Raw genomic sequence first — 17,076 nt, 5'->3', positions numbered from 1 at the left:
CGCACCAAGCCGAGCCGCATCGGGCCGAGCCGCATCGGGCCACACCGGACCTCACCGAGCCGGAACGGGCCGAGCCGAGCCGGGCCGCACCGAGCCGAACCGGGCCGCACCGGATCGCACCGAGCCCGGCCGAGCCGACCGCCACGGGCCGAGCCGGGACGGGCCGGGCTGAGCTGAGCCGGGACGGCCCCGTGCACGATCGCACGCAATCGCCGCGAGGTCGTTCGTGGCTCAGGGGGTGGTTTCGCCCAGGGCGGCCACGGCGGCGGGGCCGTGGCCCGCGTCCGCCAACGGGGCGCGGATGTCGCGCTCCAGGTCGGGCAGGTAGCCGACGAGGACGTCGGCGGGCCCGGTGATCCGCGCCTCGCCGAGCGCGGCCGGGAGCAGAAGCGTGCGCGCCGGGTCGAGCGGCTCGGACCAGCCGGGGACGCCCACCCGCACGGTGGCGCCGACGTTGCTCAGGACGCGGGCGGTCGGCAGCGGCAGCCGGATCGTGGCGCCGGCGGCGGCGCGCCAGCGTTCCAGCGCGAAGAACGGGCCCGCGCAGCAGACGACCCGTTCGACGTCGTCCTCCACGCCGATGCGCAGACCGGGCTGGAAATCGGGACGGAACCCGGGCTTCCATTCGGCGAGCAGCATGTCGATGTTGTGATGCCAGTCCTCGTCGTCCAGGCGCGAGCCGTCCTCCATGCGGTGGCGCATGGCGCTGCGCTGGACGTCGGAGGTCTGCTCGATCTCGTACACGAGGGTGCCGGGGCCGAAGGTGTGCGGCGTCCCGGCCGGAACGTAGAGGGTCTCGCCCGCGCGGACGGGCAGCCGCCGCAGGACGGCGTCGAAGTCGGCGCGCAGCAGGGCGTCGCGCAGCGTGGCGGCGTCCACGCCGGGCTTGACCCCGGCGAGCGCGGTCGCTCCGGGCGGGGCGTCCAGGATGTGCCACGCCTCGGTCTTTCCGCTGGGCTGCCCCTCCAGCCGCCGCGCGGTGTCGTCGTCGGCGTGCAGGTGGACGGGCAGCGCGCGGGTCGCGTCGATGAACTTGGTCAGCACGGGGAACCGGTCGCCGCGCCAGCCGCGCCCCATCAGCTCGTCGGGGAAGCCGGTCGCGAGGCCGCGCAGGGGCCGGCCCGCCAGCGGCCCGGCGCTCACCTCGGCGCCCTCCCCGTCGACGTCGCTGACCTCCCACGTCTCGGCGATCCGGCCGGACGGGGCGGGCCGCCGCCCGAACCGTTCGACGATCGCGCGGCCTCCGAACACGTGCGACTTGACGGGAGTGGTGAGCCTCAGCGGGTACCAGTCCACGGCCGCGCCGGGGCCGCCGTCCGCGCGCGCCGTCATAGGATCGGCTGGCCGCCGGTCACCGCGACCCGCGCCCCCGAGACGTAGCTCGCCTCGTCCGACGCGAGCAGCACGTACACCGGCGCGAGCTCCGCGGGCTGCCCCGGGCGGCCGAGCGGGACCTGCCCGCCGAACGACTCCACGTCCTCGGGCGGCATCGTCGCCGGGATCAGCGGGGTCCAGATGGGGCCGGGCGCGACGCTGTTGACCCGGATGCCGCGGGGGCCGAGGAGCTGTGACAGCCCGCCGACGAAGTTCGCGATCGCCGCCTTCGTGCAGTTGTAGGCGAGCAGCTTCGGCGGCGGCGCGTCGGAGTTGACCGACGTGGAGCCGATGATCGAGCCGCCCTCGCCCATGTGCGGCAGCGCCGCCTTGCACAGGTGGAACATCGCCGTGATGTTGGTCTGGAACGTGTGGTCCCACTCCTCGTCCGGCACGTCCTCCAGCGCGTCGCGGGTCATCTGGTACGCCGCGTTGCTCACCAGCACGTCGATCCGTCCGAACGCCTCGGCGGCCTTGGCGATCACCTCGCGGCAGTGCTCGGGCCGCGCGAGGTCGCCCGGCACGAGGACGGCCCGCCGCCCGGCCTCCTCGACCAGGCGCGCGGTGTCGCGGGCGTCGTCGTGCTCGTCCAGGTAGGAGATCAGGACGTCGGCGCCCTCGCGGGCGTAGGCGATGGCCACCGCCCGGCCGATCCCGCTGTCGCCGCCGGTGATCACTGCGGCCTTGCCCGCCAGCCGTCCCGATCCCCGGTAGCTCTCCTCGCCGCAGTCCGGCCGGGGGTCCATCTGCGACTGGACACCCGGCGGCCTCTGCCGTTGCGCCGGCGGACTCACACGATCACCCCTGAACGGTCGGCGGCTCCTGACACGGCGCTCACTACCCGGCACGCCACCCACACACCGGAGAAAAGCACAAATTGGCCCCCACATGACCAAACCGGGCTCCACCCGTCCCCACCGGGCAGCCCCCCCCCGGACCCGAAACCGGCACCCCGCGCGTACGGACGGGGCCCGCGTGTACCGGCGGGGCCCGGCTCGTACGGGCGGGGCCCGCGCGTACGGGCGACGCCCCGCGCGAGCGGACGACGCCCGGCTCGTGCGGACGGGGTCCGGCTCGTACGGACGGCGCCCGCGCGTACGGGCGAGGTCCGGCTCGTCCGGACAGGGCCCGATTCGTGCGGACGGGGTCCGGCTCGTACGGACGGGTTCGGCTCGTGCGGGCAGGGCCCGGCTCGTACGGACGGGGTCCGGCCCGTACTGGCGGGGCCCGGCTCGTACTGGCGGCGCCCCGCGCGTGCGGGCGGGGCCCGGCTCGCACGGACGGCGCCCGCGCTACTGGCGGGGCCCGGCTCGTACGGACGGCACCCGGCCCGTACGGACGGGACCCGGCTCGTACGGACGGCGCCCCGCGCGTACGGGCGGGGCCCAGCTCGTACGGACGGAGCCCGGCTCGTCCGGGCGGGGACCGGCTCGTGTGGGGCGTCTGGTGCCGCGTAGGCTCGTTGGGTGGAGTTTCGGCAGCTCAGGTACTTCTGCGCGGTCGCGGACGAGGGCAACCTCACGCGCGCGGCCGAGTGGCTGGGCCTGCGCTCCCCGTCCCTCAGCCAGCAGATCCGCAGCCTGGAACGGGAGCTCGGCGCGCCGCTCTTCGAACGCTCCGCCGCCGGGATGGCGCTGACCGCCGCCGGGGAGGCGCTCCTGCCGGAGGCCCGCGCGGCGCTGGCCGCCGCCGAACGGGGCGCGCGCGCCGTCGCCTCCGCGGTGGTGGACGTACGCCCGCTCACGGTCGGCGTCCCGCCCGGGGTACCGCCCGACCTGCCGGAACGGCTGCGGACGGCCGCCCGCGACCTCGGCGCCGAGGTGGTCTTCGAGGACGTCGCCACCGACGGGCAGCTCCCCCGGCTGCGCGCCGGCGGGCTGGACTTCGGCGTCCTCGCGCTGCCGGTGGACGGCACCGGCCTGGACGTCCGGACCGTTCGGGACGAGCCGCTCGGCGTGCTGATGACCCGCGGCCACCCGCTCGCCGCCCTGGACGGGATCGGCTGGGCCGACCTGGAGGGCCAGGAGCTGCTGTGGTTCCCCCGCGAGCTGGCGTCCGGCTACCACGACGCGGTCCTCGCCGCCTGCCGCGCGGCCGGGTGGCGGCCCGCGCTCCGCACCGCCACCGCCCGCCGGGCGATCACCCGCGCCGAGCTGGCCTCCGGGGACCCCGTCGTCGCGCTGCGCCCGCGCTGGGACGCGGCGGGCGAACCGGGCCTGGCCTGGCGGCCGCTGACCGCCGAAGGCGCGCCGCGGCTGCGGTACGGGCTCGCGCGGCCGGGTGACGCGCCCCACCCGCTGCTGCCCGGACTGGCCCGCCACCTGGCGCGTTAGGCGTCCCCTCACGCGATGAAGGCGTCGCCTCGTGGACGGCGCGGACGGCCGCGGCGTTGACTGCCCGCATGTTCATCCTGCTGCTGCACTACGCGCCCGGCTCGCTGGACGCCATCGACCGGCTGGTCCCCGAGCATTACGCGTTCGTCGACCGGTACCTCGCCGACGGGACGTTCCTGCTGGCGGGACGCCGCGTCCCGCGCACCGGGGGCGTCTTCCTCGCCTCGGGCACCGACCGCGAGCGCGTCGAACGGATCGCCGCCGAGGACCCGTTCCACCGTTCGGGCGCCGTCACGTACGAGATCATCGAGGTCCGCCCGACCCGGTCGGCGCTCCCCGGCCTTCCCGTGCCCGCCGCCGAGGACGCCTGAAATCCCGCGTCCGCGAAAGGCGGCGGCGAACGCGGCGCGCGGGAATTCCGGCGGGCGGATGTGGGCATATGCGCGGCCATCGCACCGACATGCGGCCCCGGCACGCGGTCTGGACGCTATAGCCGGGAGGTGCCGGTCTGCGGGAGATCGAAGGCCGCCCTTCGGTAGATCCCCAGAAAAGTGCCGGACATATTGCGGCCAATCTGAAAGGCCCGCCGTATGGCTGGTCGACTTCGGGACGCCCGCACGGAACCCTATTTCTCATGCAGTCACAAATTCGAACCACCGCGGCGTGCAGCCCCGCCGGGTGGATGCTGACATTCCTCCATGGACGGGACCAGTCCGTTCAGATCCGCACCGGGCTCGCGACGGGCCCCGCGGAATGGCTCCTGGAATTCCTCCGCTGCGAGGGCGCCGAGGTCCCCGCCCGGCAGCGCCCGACCCTGCTGCCCAGGCGGAGCGGCGCCGACGAGCGCCCCGCCGCCCGCCCGAACACCCGAAGCGCTTAGGAAGGCGGACCCGTGGTCATCGAGATGCTCCTGGCCGCCCTGCTCGGCGGCGGGATCGGCAGCGCGGAGCTCGTCGCGCGCTACCGGGACAGGCCCGTCGCGGCGCTGCTGTCGCCCGGCGGCCTGCTCTACGTCTTCATCAACACCAGCGCGTCGGTCATCTTCCTGTTCGCGGTGACGGCGGCGGGCTGGCGGTTCGGGCTGCCGGACGCGACGTCGTCCACGAGCCTGGCGGTCGCGCGCGTCATGGCGGCCGGGCTCGGCTCGGCGGTCGCCCTCCGCCTGTCGCTCACCCCGGCGCAGGGCCAGCGGACCGGCATGGGGCCCATCACGGTCCTCAACGGCCTGCTGCGCGTCGCCGACCGCGACCTGAAGCGGAAACGGGCGCTCAGCAGGCTGTCGCGCAACGACCTGGCCGGGCTCTCCTTCGAACGGGACCACGCCGCCCTGGCCGAGCTCTGCTGCCACCTGATGCGCGAGTTCGACCTGGCGGAGGCCCAGCGGCTCGGCGGGCTCGCCGCTGAGCTCCAGCAGCGCGACGACCTCACCGACGCCGACAAGCTGGACTGCTGGGGCCTGGAGCTGACCCGCCTGGTGGGCGAGCACGCGCTCCGGCAGGCGGCCGGCCGCCTGCGGGACCGTCCCGCCCGGCCCCCGCGCGACGCGGACGCCGACGGCTCCGACGCGTCCCGTGCCGAACCGGCGCTGGAGGAGAAGCTCGCTCCCGTGGCGTCCAACGGGGAGCACCCCGCCGAGAACGGTGCGGGCACCCTGCGCCCGCCCGCCGCCCGGACCTCCCGGCTCGCGCCGTCGAACGGCGCCAGGTCGGAGCGCAAGTCGTTCAGCGAGGTCTGAGAACTCTGAGAACGGCGAACGGCCATGGAATACCGCCGTGCATTTCCCCGCGCAGCGGTATTCCATGGCCGGTCCGATCAGTCCCCCGTGAACGCGTCCTGTCTGTCCCGGTCTTCGACGACGGCGGCGATGCGGTGCAGCGCCTCGGCGATCGAGATGAGCGCCTGAACCTGGGCCGCGGCCATCAGATTTCCCGGAGACGGATCCGCCGCCTGGGCCTCCGCGGCTCCATCGAAAGCCTGCTGATTCCACCAATGCACTCGGCCACTGTATTTGGAAAGCGAACGGGAATCCAGCACATGTGCGGCGGCCGGCGACGAGCTGCGGACGGCGCGCCGACAGACCGGTGCGCCGATGTGAGGAAAGGGAGCACGAGGTGGAGCAGACGCAACCGAGCCGGGCGCGGCACGCTCGCCCGGCGCCGGACGCCGGCCAGGACCGTTCCGCGGGCGCCCGCCGCGGCGCCTGGTCGGGAAAGCCGGTCGGCCGGCTGACCACCGACGAGCTCGCCGAGGCGCTCCAGTTCCTGGAGCGGCACCCCCGTTTCGACGACGCCCTGGCCCGCGCCCTGGCGGGCGAGTTCGCCCGCCGCACCGCGGCCCGCCTGAACACCGGCCGACCGTAGAACCGCACGGCCCCCTCGGCCCAGCGCCCGGCCCAGCCGCACGCGTCCCCGGGTGCTCCGTCCGGCTCAGGCGCCCCTCCCCGAGCGCGCCGCTGTTCCAAGGATCGAATTGAACGCGCATTCCAGCCGACTTTCGCGTTGGAGGTCACGGTCCTGACGGACGATCGCGCGCACCATTGGACCGACAGGCCCGCAAACGCGGTTTCGGCCGTACGGCGCGCCCGTCCCGTGCGGCGGGGAACGCCTCGTGCGCGACCAGTGGCGGCCGGTGTCGGAGAAACGGCGTGTGTCCGGTCTGTCACGCAGTAGGTTCGATCACGCGTGGCTGTGGGCGTTCCCGGGTGAGAGGAGTCGCGGTGCGCTTGGGAGCGGAGATCGCTGGACGGTTCCGGTTGGTCAAAGGGCCCCTCCGCGGGGGAACGGGCGAGGTGTGGCTGGCCGACGACCGGGAGCTCGGCAGGCGCGTCGCGCTGAAACGGGCCCTGCTCGGGGACGACAGCACCACCGCGTTCGACCGGCTGCGGGCCGAGGCGCGGGCGCTGGCGCGGTTCAGCCACCCGCACGTGGTGACCCTGTACGACGCCGTCCGCGTGCGGGCGCGCGGGCGCAGCACGTCCTGGCTGGTCATGGAGTACGTGCCCGGCGGGAGCCTGGAGAGCTGGCCGGCGGTGTCGCCGGAGGTCGCGGCGCGCATCGGCGCGCAGATCGCGGGCGCGCTCGCGGCCCTCCACGCCGCGGGCATCGTGCACTGCGACATCAAGCCGGGCAACATCGTCGTCACCGAGAACGGGACCGCCAAGCTGACCGACTTCGGCGCCGCGTACCGGTTCGGCGGCCGGGAGACGGTCACGTCGAACGGCGCCGTCAGCCACACCCCGGCCTTCGCCGCCCCCGAGGTCGTCCGCGGACGGCCCGAGCCCGCGTCGGACGTGTTCTCCCTAGGCGCGACCGTCCGAGCGCTGGTCATGGGAGGCCCGCCCCACCAGGGCGCGGACGAGCCGGGCCCGCCCCGCCAGGGCGCGGACGAGCCGGGCGCGGACGAGCCGCCCGCCGAGGCGGGGCCGCTGGACGAGGTCCTGGAAGCGTTGTCGCGGCCCGACCCGGCGGACCGGCCCGATGCCGCCGAAGCGGCCAGGCTGCTGGACGCGGTGGCGGGCACGGCGGAACCGGAGCTGCCCGTCCACGCCGTCGTCACCGTGACGGAGGAGGACACGCGGTCCAAACCGGAGGAACGGCCGCGCGGCCTGACGTGGGCGGCCGTGGCGGCGTTCGCGACGCACCGCCCGCGCCTCCTCCTCGCGGGAGCGGCCGTCGCCGCCCTCGTCGCCGCGCTGCCGTTCACGCCGTTCCTCGCGGAGGGCGAGGACAAGGACCCGTCCCCCGCGAGACCCGCGTCCGTCATCGGCGATCCGCGCACCGCCGAGCCCTGCGCGCTGGTCTCCGCCGAGGCGTTCGGCAGGTACGGCGAGACCGAGCTCGACAGGGACTACGGCAACTTCGACCGGTGCGACGTGATCGTCTCCTCGGGCGACGAGAACGTCGTGGACGTCAAGGTGAACCTCAACAGCGGGCCGGGCCCCGAGCAGGCGGTCGTGGCGAGGACCGTGGGCCGGATCCGGCTCGTCGCCGAGCGTCCCGAGGACGACGAGTGCGAGCGCACGCTCCTGCTGCCCGCCCCCGACGGCGCGACGAACGTCACGGTCACCGCGAGGCAGACCGAGAAGGGGCCCGCGCCGCTGTGCGCGATCGCCGACACGGCGGCCGACGGCGCCGCCCGGGTGCTGGACCGCGGGCCGCTCCCCCGCAGGACCCCGCCGCTCCCGGCGCGCTCGCTGGCCCACCAGGACGCCTGCGCGCTGCTCGGCGCCCGCGCGCTCGACGTCGTTCCGGGCATCGACGCGAGCGACCCTGACATCGGGTTCGGGGGGTGGGACTGCCAGTGGCACAGCACCACCAGGGACCTCCAGGTGAAGCTGCGTTTCGACCGCGGGCAGCCCCTCGGCGCGGCGGACGGCCGCCCGACGCGCCTGGGCGGCCGCCGCGCCTTCGTCCAACCGGACGGCGAGGGCGACGGGACGTGCCTGGTCCGCGTCGTCCACCGCTCGTACGCCGACCAGAACGGCGAGGACGCGATCGAGATGCTGTTCCTCGTCGTCCAGGGCTCCGCCGAGACCCGCACCCAGTGCTCGATGGCGACGCGCCTGGCGAACTCGGCCGCCGGCGCCCTTCCCCGTCCCTGACCGCATCCCCGGTCCGCACGCCCGCCGCGCGAGCCGGGACTCTCATGGGTTCAGCAGGGTCAGGTCCGTGGTGACGAGCGTGGCGGTCAGCAGCAGTTCGGTGATGAGGTTGTGGTTGAGGGTGTTGCCGAGCGGCGGCGGGATCTCCTCCTCCAGGAGCCCGTCCACCTTGGTGCTGAGGCGCTTGCGCACCTCGGTGACGACGCGGGCGGCCCGTTTCGCGCTCCACCGCTCCCCCGGCCGCAGCCGTGCGAGCTCGTCGGCGGCCTGCGCCCAGGTGAGCGGCTGCGGCGACGGCTCCTGCCGCAGGTAGCGCTGGCCGAGGCACACCAGGACGAGCCGTTCGGTGGGGCTCAGCTCCCACTCGTCGGGGTTGTGGGTGTCGACCTCGTACATGTCGCGGGGCCGCGGGGCCGGCGCGCGGGCGGCGATCCGCACTTCGAGCAGGTGCTCCTGCCGCGGCGCGACGATGAACAGCGGCGTGTACGCCACCGGCAGCTCCGCCCGGTGCCCGCCGAGCACCAGCCGCGAGCCGGGGAACCGGATGGCCAGCCTGCCGACGTTGTGCAGCACCCACCGCGTCCGCTCGCGGGTGATGTAGCCGTGCCGGCGGCTGACGTGCGGGTCGTTCGCGCCGACGCAGACGTGGACGTCCGGCTCGCAGCGCCCGAACACCACGTCGAACCCGGCGTCGGGCGAGACGCACATCCCGCCGTTCGTCCCCATGACGAAGAGCGTGCCCGGCTCGGCGGGCGGGAGTTCCGTGGTCAGGCTCCCCATCTCCTTCGGAAGGATGTCGACCTTGCCGACCGGGCTCCGCATCGTCATGTCGCCGATCCTTTCTGAGCTCCTCCGTGGCCACGGTAGCCGCCGCCGCACGGGAGGGGTCCCGAGCCCGGAGAAGACGCGCGGGCGGCCGTCGAGGCTCGCCGCGCTCCCGCCTGCCCGGCCCCCGGGGGCGCGGGTCCGCCGCCCGGTGTAGCTGGCTACACCACAGGTTCGGGAGTGTGCGCTCATCCGGCGGACGGTCCCGCGGTGGAAGAGTCGATCACAGGTCAAGCGCAGTCGTTCTCCCTGGAAGGACCCCCTGATGAAGCCCGTGCTCTGGTTCGTGCTCGCCGTCGCGATCGCCGTGAACGTCTCGACGAGCTACGCGTTCGACGGCGCGACGCAGATCGTGATCAGCGTCGTCACCGGCGTCTTCGCCATCGGCTCGGCCGCGGGCCTCTTCCTCCTCCGCGGCGACCGCTCCTGAGGCCCGCCCCGGACGCCCCCCGGCGGCCTCCTCCGGCCGAGACCGCCGAGGGCGTCCCAACCGCCGGCAAAGAGGCGGCCAGTTTTGGGCGGATCCCGGCGGCGCGGCGTCCAGGCGGGGACGACCCCGGTCATGGGCGCATGGTTCTCGCGGGAGATCGTCGACGGCGGCCGGCTGCGGATGCTGTTCTTCCTGGTCGCGTTCATCCTGGCGTTCCTGTTCATCCGGTTCAGCGTCCGCATGATCCGGCGGCGGGCCCGCTGGTGGCCGGGCAACGTCACGCCCGGCGGCCACCACATCCACCACGTGGTCTTCGGGCTGGTGTTCATGTGCGTCGGCGGCGTCGGCGGCCTGATGGTGAGCGACTCCACCTCGGCCGCCGCGGCGGCCCTCGCCGCGGTGTTCGGCGCCGGGACGGCACTGGTCCTGGACGAGTTCGCCCTCGTCCTGCACCTGGACGACGTGTACTGGACGCAGCAGGGCCGGCTGTCGGTCCAGGTGGTGTTCGTGGCCGTCGCCCTGTGCGGGCTGGCGCTGCTCGGCCTGCGGCCGCTCGGCATGGCCGCCGTCAGCGAGGACCAGGCCGACGACTTCGCGCGCGGCGCGTGGGCGATCGCCGTCACGCTGCTGTTCAACCTGTCCATGGCGGTGATCACCCTGCTGAAGGGGAAGGTGTGGACGGGGCTGATCGGCATCTTCGTCAGCGTGTTCTCGTTCGTCGGCGCGGTCCGCCTCGCCCGTCCGGGATCGCCCTGGGCCCGCTGGCGCTACCGCGAGGGCTCGCGCAAGCTCCGCCGCTCCGCGGCCCGCGAGAGGCGCCTGCACCAGCCCGTCGCGCAGCTCGCCCGGTCGATCGAGGACCTGATCGCCGGACGCCCGTCCCAGCCGCGTCCCGACGAGCCCGCCGCTCCCCCGGCGCGGAAGCGCGAGTAGCCGGGCGGCGCGCTCGGAGTGTCGGACCCGGATGCCAGGGTGGGGACTTCGGTGAGCGACGGTCGGGGGGAGCCCATGAGCACGTGGCGAGAGGTCGCCGATTCGGCGCCGGAGTTCGCGGAACGGGTCCGGGAGGCGTTCGAGGCGCACAAGCACAAGACGCTGGCGACGCTGCGCGAGGACGGCTCGCCGCGGGTCAGCGGCATCGAGGCGTACTTCATCGGCGGCGACCTGTGGTTCGGGTCGATGCCGGGGGCGCGGAAGGCCGCCGACCTGCGGCGCGACCCGCGGTTCGCGCTGCACGGGCCGCCGCTGATCCTCAGCGCCGACGACCCGGCCGCGGCGCCGGGCGACGCCAAGGTGTCCGGCCGGGCGGTCGCGGCGACCGACCCCGCCGAGATCGCCGCGATGCTGGACGCGCGCGGGCTCGACCCCGACTCGTTCCGCGACTCGCACTTCTTCAAGGCCGACATCGAGGAGGCCGTCCTCACCCGGGTGGAGGGCAAGGCCATGACCATCCTCCTGTGGCGTCCCGGCCAGGACGTCCGCCGCTTCGAACACGCCTGACCCCCAGGGTCCCGGCCGGGTCAGGGGAGGTCGATGAGGGTTTCGACGCGGCGGCCGGCGGCGTAGGCCACGGCGTCGGCGTAGCCGAGCCGGAGGGCGTAGGCGGGGGCGGCGGCGTCCCGCACGGCCTCCGCCTCCTCGTGCCGGCCGAGCGCGGAGAGGTCGAGGGCCAGGTTCGCGGCGCACGCCAGGGCCAGCGGATGGTCCGCGCCGAACCGCGGGGCCAGCTCGTCGAGCAGGGCGCGGCCGCGTTCGCACGCCTCGTCGGCGCGGCCCCGCGCGGCGAGCGCGCCGTCGTGCCCGATCGCCGCGGCGAACGTGGCGGGATGGGCCCCGCCGAGCCGCCGCTCCAGCCCGTCCAGCGCGTGCGCGGCGAGAGCGAGCGCCGCCTCGGGCTCGCCGGCCGCGCGGTGCAGCACGGCGAGGTCGCTCCGGAACGCGTGCGCGTACGGGTGGTCCGGCCCGTAGACGATGTCGTGCGCGGGCACCGCCTCCTGCGCGAGCCTCATCGCCTCGAAGGTCTCGCCGTTCACGCCCAGCGCGTTCACGAGGGCGGCGGCGAGGGCCAGCGTCTCGGGCTGCTCGGAACCCCAGCGGCGCAGGCTGCGCGCGTGGGCGTCGCGGACGGCCTTCAGCGCCTCCGGGCCCCGGCCGAGGCCGCGCAGCGCGACGGAGAGCTCCAGGCTCAGGCCCAGCACCAGCGGATGGTCCGGGCCGAACAGGCCGGTGGCCCGGACGCGCGCGTCCTCGCCGGCGTCGAAGGCGGTCGCGAAGTCGCCGAGGAGCCGCGCCGTGCGCACCACGCCGAACCGCGCGGCCATGAGCCGGAACACGTCGGCGGTGTCCAGGTCGGCCTCCATCCGCACGGCCTCCCCGTACAGCCGCGCCGCCCTGGCGTGGTCGCCCGCGAGGCAGACGTCGAGCGCCAGTTCCAGGGACACCTGGCGGGTCAGCGGGTCGTCCTTCCCGAAGGCCGCGACCGCCCGCGCCAGCCGGTCGGCGTCCCGTTCCGCCGCGCGCGTGTAGTCGGCGACGTCGCGGGAGCGCGCGGAGCCGGCGCCCAGCAGTCCGATGGTGAACGCGTCGGAGCCTGGCAGTTCGGTGCCTCCCAGCGTCTTCTCGGCCCGGGTGTGGGCGGCGTCGAACAACCCGAGCCTGCGCAGGACCTCGGCGTACTCGGAGCCCGCGGCCAGGTGGTCCGGGTCGTTGGGGCCGAGCCGGTCGCGCCACTCGTCGACGAAGCCCTCCAGCAGGTCGGCGGCCGTCCGGAAGTCGCCCCGCGCGCGCAGGTGGCGGGCCGTCGCGAGGACGTACGCGCGGGCCTCCGGCGCCTGGCAGTCCACGGCGCCCGAGGCGAGCAGGTGCGGGAGGAGCGCCACCGCGCGCCGCCCGCCCTCCAGCGGGTCCCGGTCCGATGACGCGTACGCGACCAGCAGCAGGTGCGCGTCGTGCCGTCGCTGCTCCCGCTCCTGCTCGTCCAGGTTCTCGCGGACGATCGCCTGCGTCAGCGGGTGCACCTGGAGCGTGCGGTCGGCGGGGTCGAGCCGGGCGAGACCGAAGCCGACGATCCACCTGATCGACGCGCTGAGCTGGATGCGGTCGGCGAGCGCCGCGGAGAGCTCCGCCGAGAGCCACCCGCGCGCGTCGAACATGTCGATCGGGATCGGTGCGGCCCCGAAGAAGGCGAGGCTCCGGAGGAGCACCGCCGCGTCCGGCGTCTTCGCGGCGAGGTTCATGAACGACAACTGCACCGCCGCGGTCAGTGGGAGCGGGTACTCGGTCGGCTTCCCCTCCTCGAGCACCGAGTGCGGACGTTCGCCGAGCAGCCCGAGGGCCTGGTCGAGCTCCATCCCCGTCTCCGCCATCAGCGCGGCCATCTGCTCCAGCGCGAGCGGGAGGTCGCCGAGCGTCCCCGCGAGCAGGTCCGCGTCCGCGGGGCCGAGCACGTTCCTCGGCACGCGCGCGCGGAGGAAGTCCACGCTCTCCGCCCGGGTGAAGACGTCCACGGCCACCGGATCGACGATCTTGCGCCAGGTCGGGTCCTGGCTCGTGACCAGGACGTCGCCGGGGCCGGAGGGCAGCGCGCCGACGAGGTCCTGCGGGTCGTGGGCGTTGTCGAAGACCACCAGCCACCGGGAGAACGGCTCGCCGAGGCGCAGCGCGTTCAGCACATCCCGCGCCGAGTCCTCGATGCCCGTCGCGCTCACGGGGGCAGGCCCAGGTCGGGCGCCAGCGCCGCGAGCGACGACCGGACCAGAACGGGCTGGTCGGCGGGGATCCACCAGACGGCGTCGTACTCGCCCTGGTACCGGTGGGCGTACTCGACCGCGATCTGCGTCTTGCCCACGCCCGTGATGCCGGTCATCACCTGGACCGTGCCGCCCCCGCCCCCGCGCGCAGCTCGGCGAGCACCGACTCGCGTCCGGTGAAGCGGCGGTTGCGCGGAGGGACGCTGCGCCACGCCTGCGGCGTCCGCACCGGCGCGGGCCGCCGCGCCGGCCGGGCGCTCCCGTCCGCGGTGATGCCCTCGCCGGACAGGGCCGCGGAGCCGAGGTGCTCCAGGTTGTCGGCCTCCCGGTGAAGCGCCTCACCGGCCCGCCGGAGCAGCTCGTCCACGCCGCTGAGGTCCTCGTCCACGACGAGCCGGACCTCGCCCGTCGCGGCCGGGGCGTCCGGACGTGCGGCCTGCGCGGCGGCGGCCATGCCGTCGAGGTCGGCGATGCGGCGCATCGCGGTCTCCAGCCGTTCGAACGCCGCGTCCTTGAGCCGCTGCGCCTCGGCGCGCTGCCGCATCGCCTCGGCCAGCAGGTCCTGGGTCTCGCTCTGCGCGCCGACCGCCTCCTCCAGGCGCCGCTGCGTGTCCTCCAGCTCCTGCTCGGTGAGCCGCGCCTGCCGCATCGCCCGGCCCATCGCCTGCTCGGCGATCCGCCGTTGCAGCGCGTCGCGCTCCCCGGTGAGCCGCATGACGATCTCGTTGAGCTGGACGAGGGCGGCGCTCAGCCCCGCGAGGTACTTGGTGTTGGTGGTGAGCGCGAGGTCCACGCCCGCCGTGTGCCGCCGCGCCTCGGCGGCCTCGCCGAGGCTCGCGACGAGCTCGGCGCCGCCGCCCCGCTCGGGGACGATCGCCGTCCCCGGGCCGCCCCGGGCCGGATCGGCCGCCTCCCACAGCGCCCGCAGCCTGGCCAGCGCCGCGTCGCGGGCGTCGGGCGCGGCGCCGGCGCAGATCTCCACCAGGCGTTCCACGAACCCCCAGCTCGGGCGCGACGCGCCGCTGAGCCGCTCGGCCAGCGTCGAGCGCGAGTACGGCAGCAGCGCCTCCAGCGCCGCCGGGGACCGCCCGTGCCGGTCGGCGAGGCTGCGAAGCTCCGCCGCGAGATACCGCATCTCCGCGAACTCGCCGCGCAACGGCCCCCATCCGGCTCCGCCCTCACCCGCCATGTCGCCTCCAGGTCCGTCACCGCGCCCTCGGCGGCGGTCCGGTATCCACATCATCGGGCACGGGACACGCGGAGGTCTGCCCCGTTCGCCACGTCCGCGACGGGCGCCGGGGCCGGTTCCGGGTGTGCCGAACGGCCCGCGCGCCTCGTTGAGGATCACTCGCCGGACCAGCATGATTACCGTGCGTAGCACTCCTGTAGGGCTCCGGCCTCCGACGAACGATCTCGATTGGGTTCCCGTTGCGTTCTCCTCGGCTCCACTCTTCCGCCGCGGCGATGGCCGCCATGTTCACGGCCGCGATGCTGACCTGCGGGCCGGCGATCGCGGCGACCCTGCCCGCGGACGGACCGCCCACGCCGCCGCGCCTGGCACTGTCCAAGAAGACGTCCACGCCGAAGGCGAGACCGAAAGGGACGGCCGCCTTCACCATCACCGTGCGCAATGTCGGGATGGTTCCCGCGTTCGGCGTACGGCTCAGCGACGCGATGCCGAAGGGGCTGAAGCTCACCTCCGTGAAGGGCAGGGGGTGCCGCGCCCAGGCCGGCCGCGTGGTGTGCCGGTGGCGGAGCGTGCCCTACCGCTCGTCCCGCACCGTCGCGGTCCGGGCCCGGGTGGACGCGTCGGCCCGTCCGGGCAAGCACCTGGTCAACACGGCCGTCCTGCGCTACGCGCACCGCCGGGCCGCCGCGCGGGCCGCCGTCGTCGTGGACCGTCCGAAGCACCCGGTGCGTTCGCATCCGGCTCCCGTACGGCCGGCGCCGGCCGGTGCGCACCCGCACCACTCCGCCGCGCCGGAGAAGCACCACGTCTCGCACTCCTCGCACGTGCCCGCCACACACCAGCCCGCCGCGCCGCCCCAGCAGGCGCCCCGCCCGCAGGCGCCGCGCCGGTGCGGCCCGGACGAGACCCCGGCGCAGAACGGATCGGACCCGGGCACGTCCAACTGCGTCTGCCCGCCCAACGCGTCGGGCGGCGGTTCCGCCAGCGGTTCGGGCGGCGGTTCAGGCGCGTGCGGCTGCCCGTCCGGCGGGTCCGGCGGCGGTGGCGGCGCGTCGAACTGCGTCTGCCCGCCGAACGGGTCGGGCGGCGGTTCCGGCGGGTCGAACGACGCGTCGAGCGACGGCAAGTGCGGCGGCTGCGAGCATCAGCCCGGAGGCAAGAGCGGCAAGGCGTCCGACGGCTGCGAGCGGAACGGGGTCCTGCCGCACACGGGCGGCACCGTCATGTGGCCCGCCGCGATGGCGGTCGCGGCCATCGCCGTCGGCGCGGTCGCGCTCCTGCTGACCCGCAGGCTGCGCCGGCGCACCCGCTGACCGCACGCGCCGACCGCACGCGCCGAGCACACCCGGCGTCCGCGCGCGAAGCCCGCGAAGCCGATGTCCGCTCCCGGCCGGAGAACGCTCCGGCCGGGAGCGTTCGTCTCCGGATCGGGGGCGCGCACCCCGCCGGACCTGGGGACTCGTCGGTATCTGGAAAGAGAGTTAACATATGGGCGTCTCGGGGGATCAGGAACCTGATCGGGAGTCCGTATGGATCTGGGTCCCCAGCACCTCCGGATGATCGTGGCCGTCTCGGAGACCGGCAGCATCGGCAAGGCGGCGGCGCGGCTCGACCTCACCCAGCCCGCGGTCAGCACGATGCTCCGCCGGGTCGAGAAGCACCTCGGCGTGCGGCTGTTCGTCCGCTCCCCCTCCGGCGTGGCGCTCACGCCCATCGGCGCCGAGGTCGCCACGCGGGCTGGCGCGGTGCTCGCGTGCATCGACGACCTCAACACCACCCTCGCCGGGAGCCGCGCCGGCGGCGCGGCCCGTCCCCTGCTGAGGCTGGGCGCGCAGGCGTGCCCGGCGCTGACCCTCCTCGGCGAGCACCTCGGCACGCTCGCCCCCGAGACGCAGATCCAGTTGCGGGTGGACCAGGGCGCCGGGCGGATCCCGCCGCTGCTGGCGTCCGGCGCGCTCGACGTGGGCTTCGTCCAGGAGCCGGTGGGGCACGCCGCCGAGGAGCCCGCCGGCGTCGAACGGTGCGTCCTGATCGACCGCGAGCCGCTGTTCGTCGGGATGTCGTCCCGCGACCCGCTCGCCGCCAGGAGCACCGTGGACCTCGCCGACCTGGCCGACCGCGACTGGGTCGACGACCCTGCCGACGACGGGCCGTTCCCCGCGTACTTCCGCGAGGTGTGCCGCGGCGCGGGGTTCCAGCCGCGGGTGCGCTTCTGGTCGGGCGACTGGCAGATCTCCTCCTCGATCGTGCGGACCGGCAGGGCGGTCGGCATCTACCAGCCGACGGCGCTGCCCCGCGAGGGGGTCGTGTTCCGCAGGCTCACCGGCGATCCGCTGGCGCAGCGGGTCGTCCTGATGTGGCGGCCGGAGGCGCGCCCGGTGGCGCTGCGGCTGCGCGACTCCCTCACCCGGATCTACCTCGGGCTCGTCCGGTCCAACGACGTGTACGCCGCGTGGTGGGACGCGCATCCGGCCGCGCACCCGGGCCTGCCCGCGCTCGCCCTCGCCCGCTCCGGGGAGGGATGACGGCGGCGGGCGAGGGCGGGACGGGACGCGGGCCCCGGATGGGCACCGGGG

The 17,076-nt window shown here is 75.2% G+C and carries 17 protein-coding genes; 10 read left to right on the top strand and 7 right to left on the bottom strand.

The annotated features are described in order from the left end of the window. Positions 1–231: 231 nt before the first annotated feature. The gene (locus GEV43_RS31650; protein ID WP_160823803.1) at positions 232–1,332 is read right to left on the bottom strand and encodes a class I mannose-6-phosphate isomerase; all 1,101 of its coding nucleotides are present in this window, start codon (positions 1,330–1,332) and stop codon (positions 232–234) included. After that, a complete protein-coding gene (locus tag GEV43_RS31645; protein ID WP_206681350.1) occupies positions 1,329–2,120 on the bottom strand; it encodes an SDR family oxidoreductase in 792 nt (263 codons plus the stop codon). Before GEV43_RS31645 ends, GEV43_RS31650 begins: the two co-directional genes overlap by 4 nt. 720 nt (positions 2,121–2,840) lie before the next feature. Here GEV43_RS31645 and GEV43_RS31640 point away from each other — a divergent pair. The 3 genes from GEV43_RS31640 to GEV43_RS31630 all read left to right on the top strand — a co-directional run bounded on the left by GEV43_RS31640 (position 2,841) and on the right by GEV43_RS31630 (position 5,442). After that, a complete protein-coding gene (locus GEV43_RS31640) occupies positions 2,841–3,707 on the top strand; it encodes a LysR family transcriptional regulator (protein ID WP_160823801.1) in 867 nt (288 codons plus the stop codon). A gap of 68 nt (positions 3,708–3,775) precedes the next feature. Then, positions 3,776–4,078, top strand: a complete 303-nt coding sequence (locus tag GEV43_RS31635; RefSeq protein WP_160823800.1) for a YciI family protein — start codon at positions 3,776–3,778, stop codon at positions 4,076–4,078. A gap of 521 nt (positions 4,079–4,599) precedes the next feature. Continuing rightward, on the top strand, positions 4,600–5,442 hold the full coding sequence (locus GEV43_RS31630; protein ID WP_160823799.1) for a hypothetical protein: 843 nt from the start codon (positions 4,600–4,602) through the stop codon (positions 5,440–5,442). Between the two features lie 77 nt (positions 5,443–5,519). On the opposite strand, the gene GEV43_RS31625 is transcribed toward GEV43_RS31630, so the two are convergent. Then, the gene (locus GEV43_RS31625; RefSeq protein WP_160823798.1) at positions 5,520–5,702 is read right to left on the bottom strand and encodes a hypothetical protein; all 183 of its coding nucleotides are present in this window, start codon (positions 5,700–5,702) and stop codon (positions 5,520–5,522) included. Positions 5,703–5,818: 116 nt separating this feature from the next. On the opposite strand from GEV43_RS31625, the gene GEV43_RS31620 reads away from it, so the two are divergent. Both GEV43_RS31620 and GEV43_RS31615 read left to right on the top strand, forming a co-directional pair. Continuing rightward, positions 5,819–6,067, top strand: a complete 249-nt coding sequence (locus tag GEV43_RS31620) for a hypothetical protein (RefSeq protein ID WP_160823797.1) — start codon at positions 5,819–5,821, stop codon at positions 6,065–6,067. A gap of 356 nt (positions 6,068–6,423) precedes the next feature. Further along, the gene (locus GEV43_RS31615; RefSeq protein WP_160823796.1) at positions 6,424–8,307 is read left to right on the top strand and encodes a serine/threonine-protein kinase; all 1,884 of its coding nucleotides are present in this window, start codon (positions 6,424–6,426) and stop codon (positions 8,305–8,307) included. 42 nt (positions 8,308–8,349) lie between these two features. Here the strand turns inward: GEV43_RS31615 and GEV43_RS31610 are convergent, their stop codons facing one another. Further along, positions 8,350–9,135: an FHA domain-containing protein gene (locus GEV43_RS31610; protein ID WP_206681349.1), complete on the bottom strand. Its 786-nt coding sequence runs from the start codon at positions 9,133–9,135 to the stop codon at positions 8,350–8,352. A 262-nt stretch (positions 9,136–9,397) separates the two neighbouring features. On the opposite strand from GEV43_RS31610, the gene GEV43_RS47030 reads away from it, so the two are divergent. The 3 genes from GEV43_RS47030 (at position 9,398) to GEV43_RS31600 (ending at position 11,062) form a co-directional block, all read left to right on the top strand. Next, positions 9,398–9,562 carry a hypothetical protein gene (locus GEV43_RS47030; RefSeq protein ID WP_164717219.1) on the top strand — a complete coding sequence of 55 codons (165 nt, stop codon included), beginning with the start codon at positions 9,398–9,400 and terminating at the stop codon, positions 9,560–9,562. Between the two features lie 132 nt (positions 9,563–9,694). Then, positions 9,695–10,495 (top strand): hypothetical protein, encoded by an 801-nt coding sequence (locus GEV43_RS31605; RefSeq protein WP_160823795.1) that lies wholly within the window; start codon positions 9,695–9,697, stop codon positions 10,493–10,495. A 75-nt stretch (positions 10,496–10,570) separates the two neighbouring features. After that, positions 10,571–11,062, top strand: a complete 492-nt coding sequence (locus tag GEV43_RS31600; protein ID WP_160823794.1) for a pyridoxamine 5'-phosphate oxidase family protein — start codon at positions 10,571–10,573, stop codon at positions 11,060–11,062. A 20-nt stretch (positions 11,063–11,082) separates the two neighbouring features. Here GEV43_RS31600 and fxsT read toward each other — a convergent pair whose 3' ends face one another. Genes fxsT through GEV43_RS31585 form a run of 3 tightly spaced genes read right to left on the bottom strand, consistent with a single transcriptional unit; the run spans position 11,083 to position 14,500 of the window. Then, positions 11,083–13,269, bottom strand: a complete 2,187-nt coding sequence (gene fxsT / locus GEV43_RS31595; RefSeq protein WP_160823793.1) for an FxSxx-COOH system tetratricopeptide repeat protein — start codon at positions 13,267–13,269, stop codon at positions 11,083–11,085. Then, positions 13,266–13,427 (bottom strand): hypothetical protein, encoded by a 162-nt coding sequence (locus GEV43_RS31590; protein ID WP_160823792.1) that lies wholly within the window; start codon positions 13,425–13,427, stop codon positions 13,266–13,268. Before GEV43_RS31590 ends, fxsT begins: the two co-directional genes overlap by 4 nt. Further along, positions 13,427–14,500: a helix-turn-helix domain-containing protein gene (locus GEV43_RS31585; protein WP_160823791.1), complete on the bottom strand. Its 1,074-nt coding sequence runs from the start codon at positions 14,498–14,500 to the stop codon at positions 13,427–13,429. Before GEV43_RS31585 ends, GEV43_RS31590 begins: the two co-directional genes overlap by 1 nt. Before the next feature lie 275 nt (positions 14,501–14,775). Between GEV43_RS31585 and GEV43_RS31580 the strand changes: the two genes are divergently transcribed. Beyond that, the gene (locus GEV43_RS31580) at positions 14,776–15,813 is read left to right on the top strand and encodes a DUF11 domain-containing protein (protein ID WP_160823790.1); all 1,038 of its coding nucleotides are present in this window, start codon (positions 14,776–14,778) and stop codon (positions 15,811–15,813) included. A gap of 216 nt (positions 15,814–16,029) precedes the next feature. Further along, the gene (locus GEV43_RS31575; protein WP_160823789.1) at positions 16,030–17,025 is read left to right on the top strand and encodes a LysR family transcriptional regulator; all 996 of its coding nucleotides are present in this window, start codon (positions 16,030–16,032) and stop codon (positions 17,023–17,025) included. The last annotated feature ends 51 nt before the right edge of the window (positions 17,026–17,076 follow it).

It is taken from the genome of Actinomadura sp. J1-007 (genome assembly GCF_009793335.1).
In the GTDB taxonomy this organism is placed as follows: Bacteria; Actinomycetota; Actinomycetes; order Streptosporangiales; family Streptosporangiaceae; genus Spirillospora; species Spirillospora yumaensis.
Note: the sequence above shows the minus strand (reverse complement) of the source record. Positions and strands in the feature narration are given on the sequence as shown.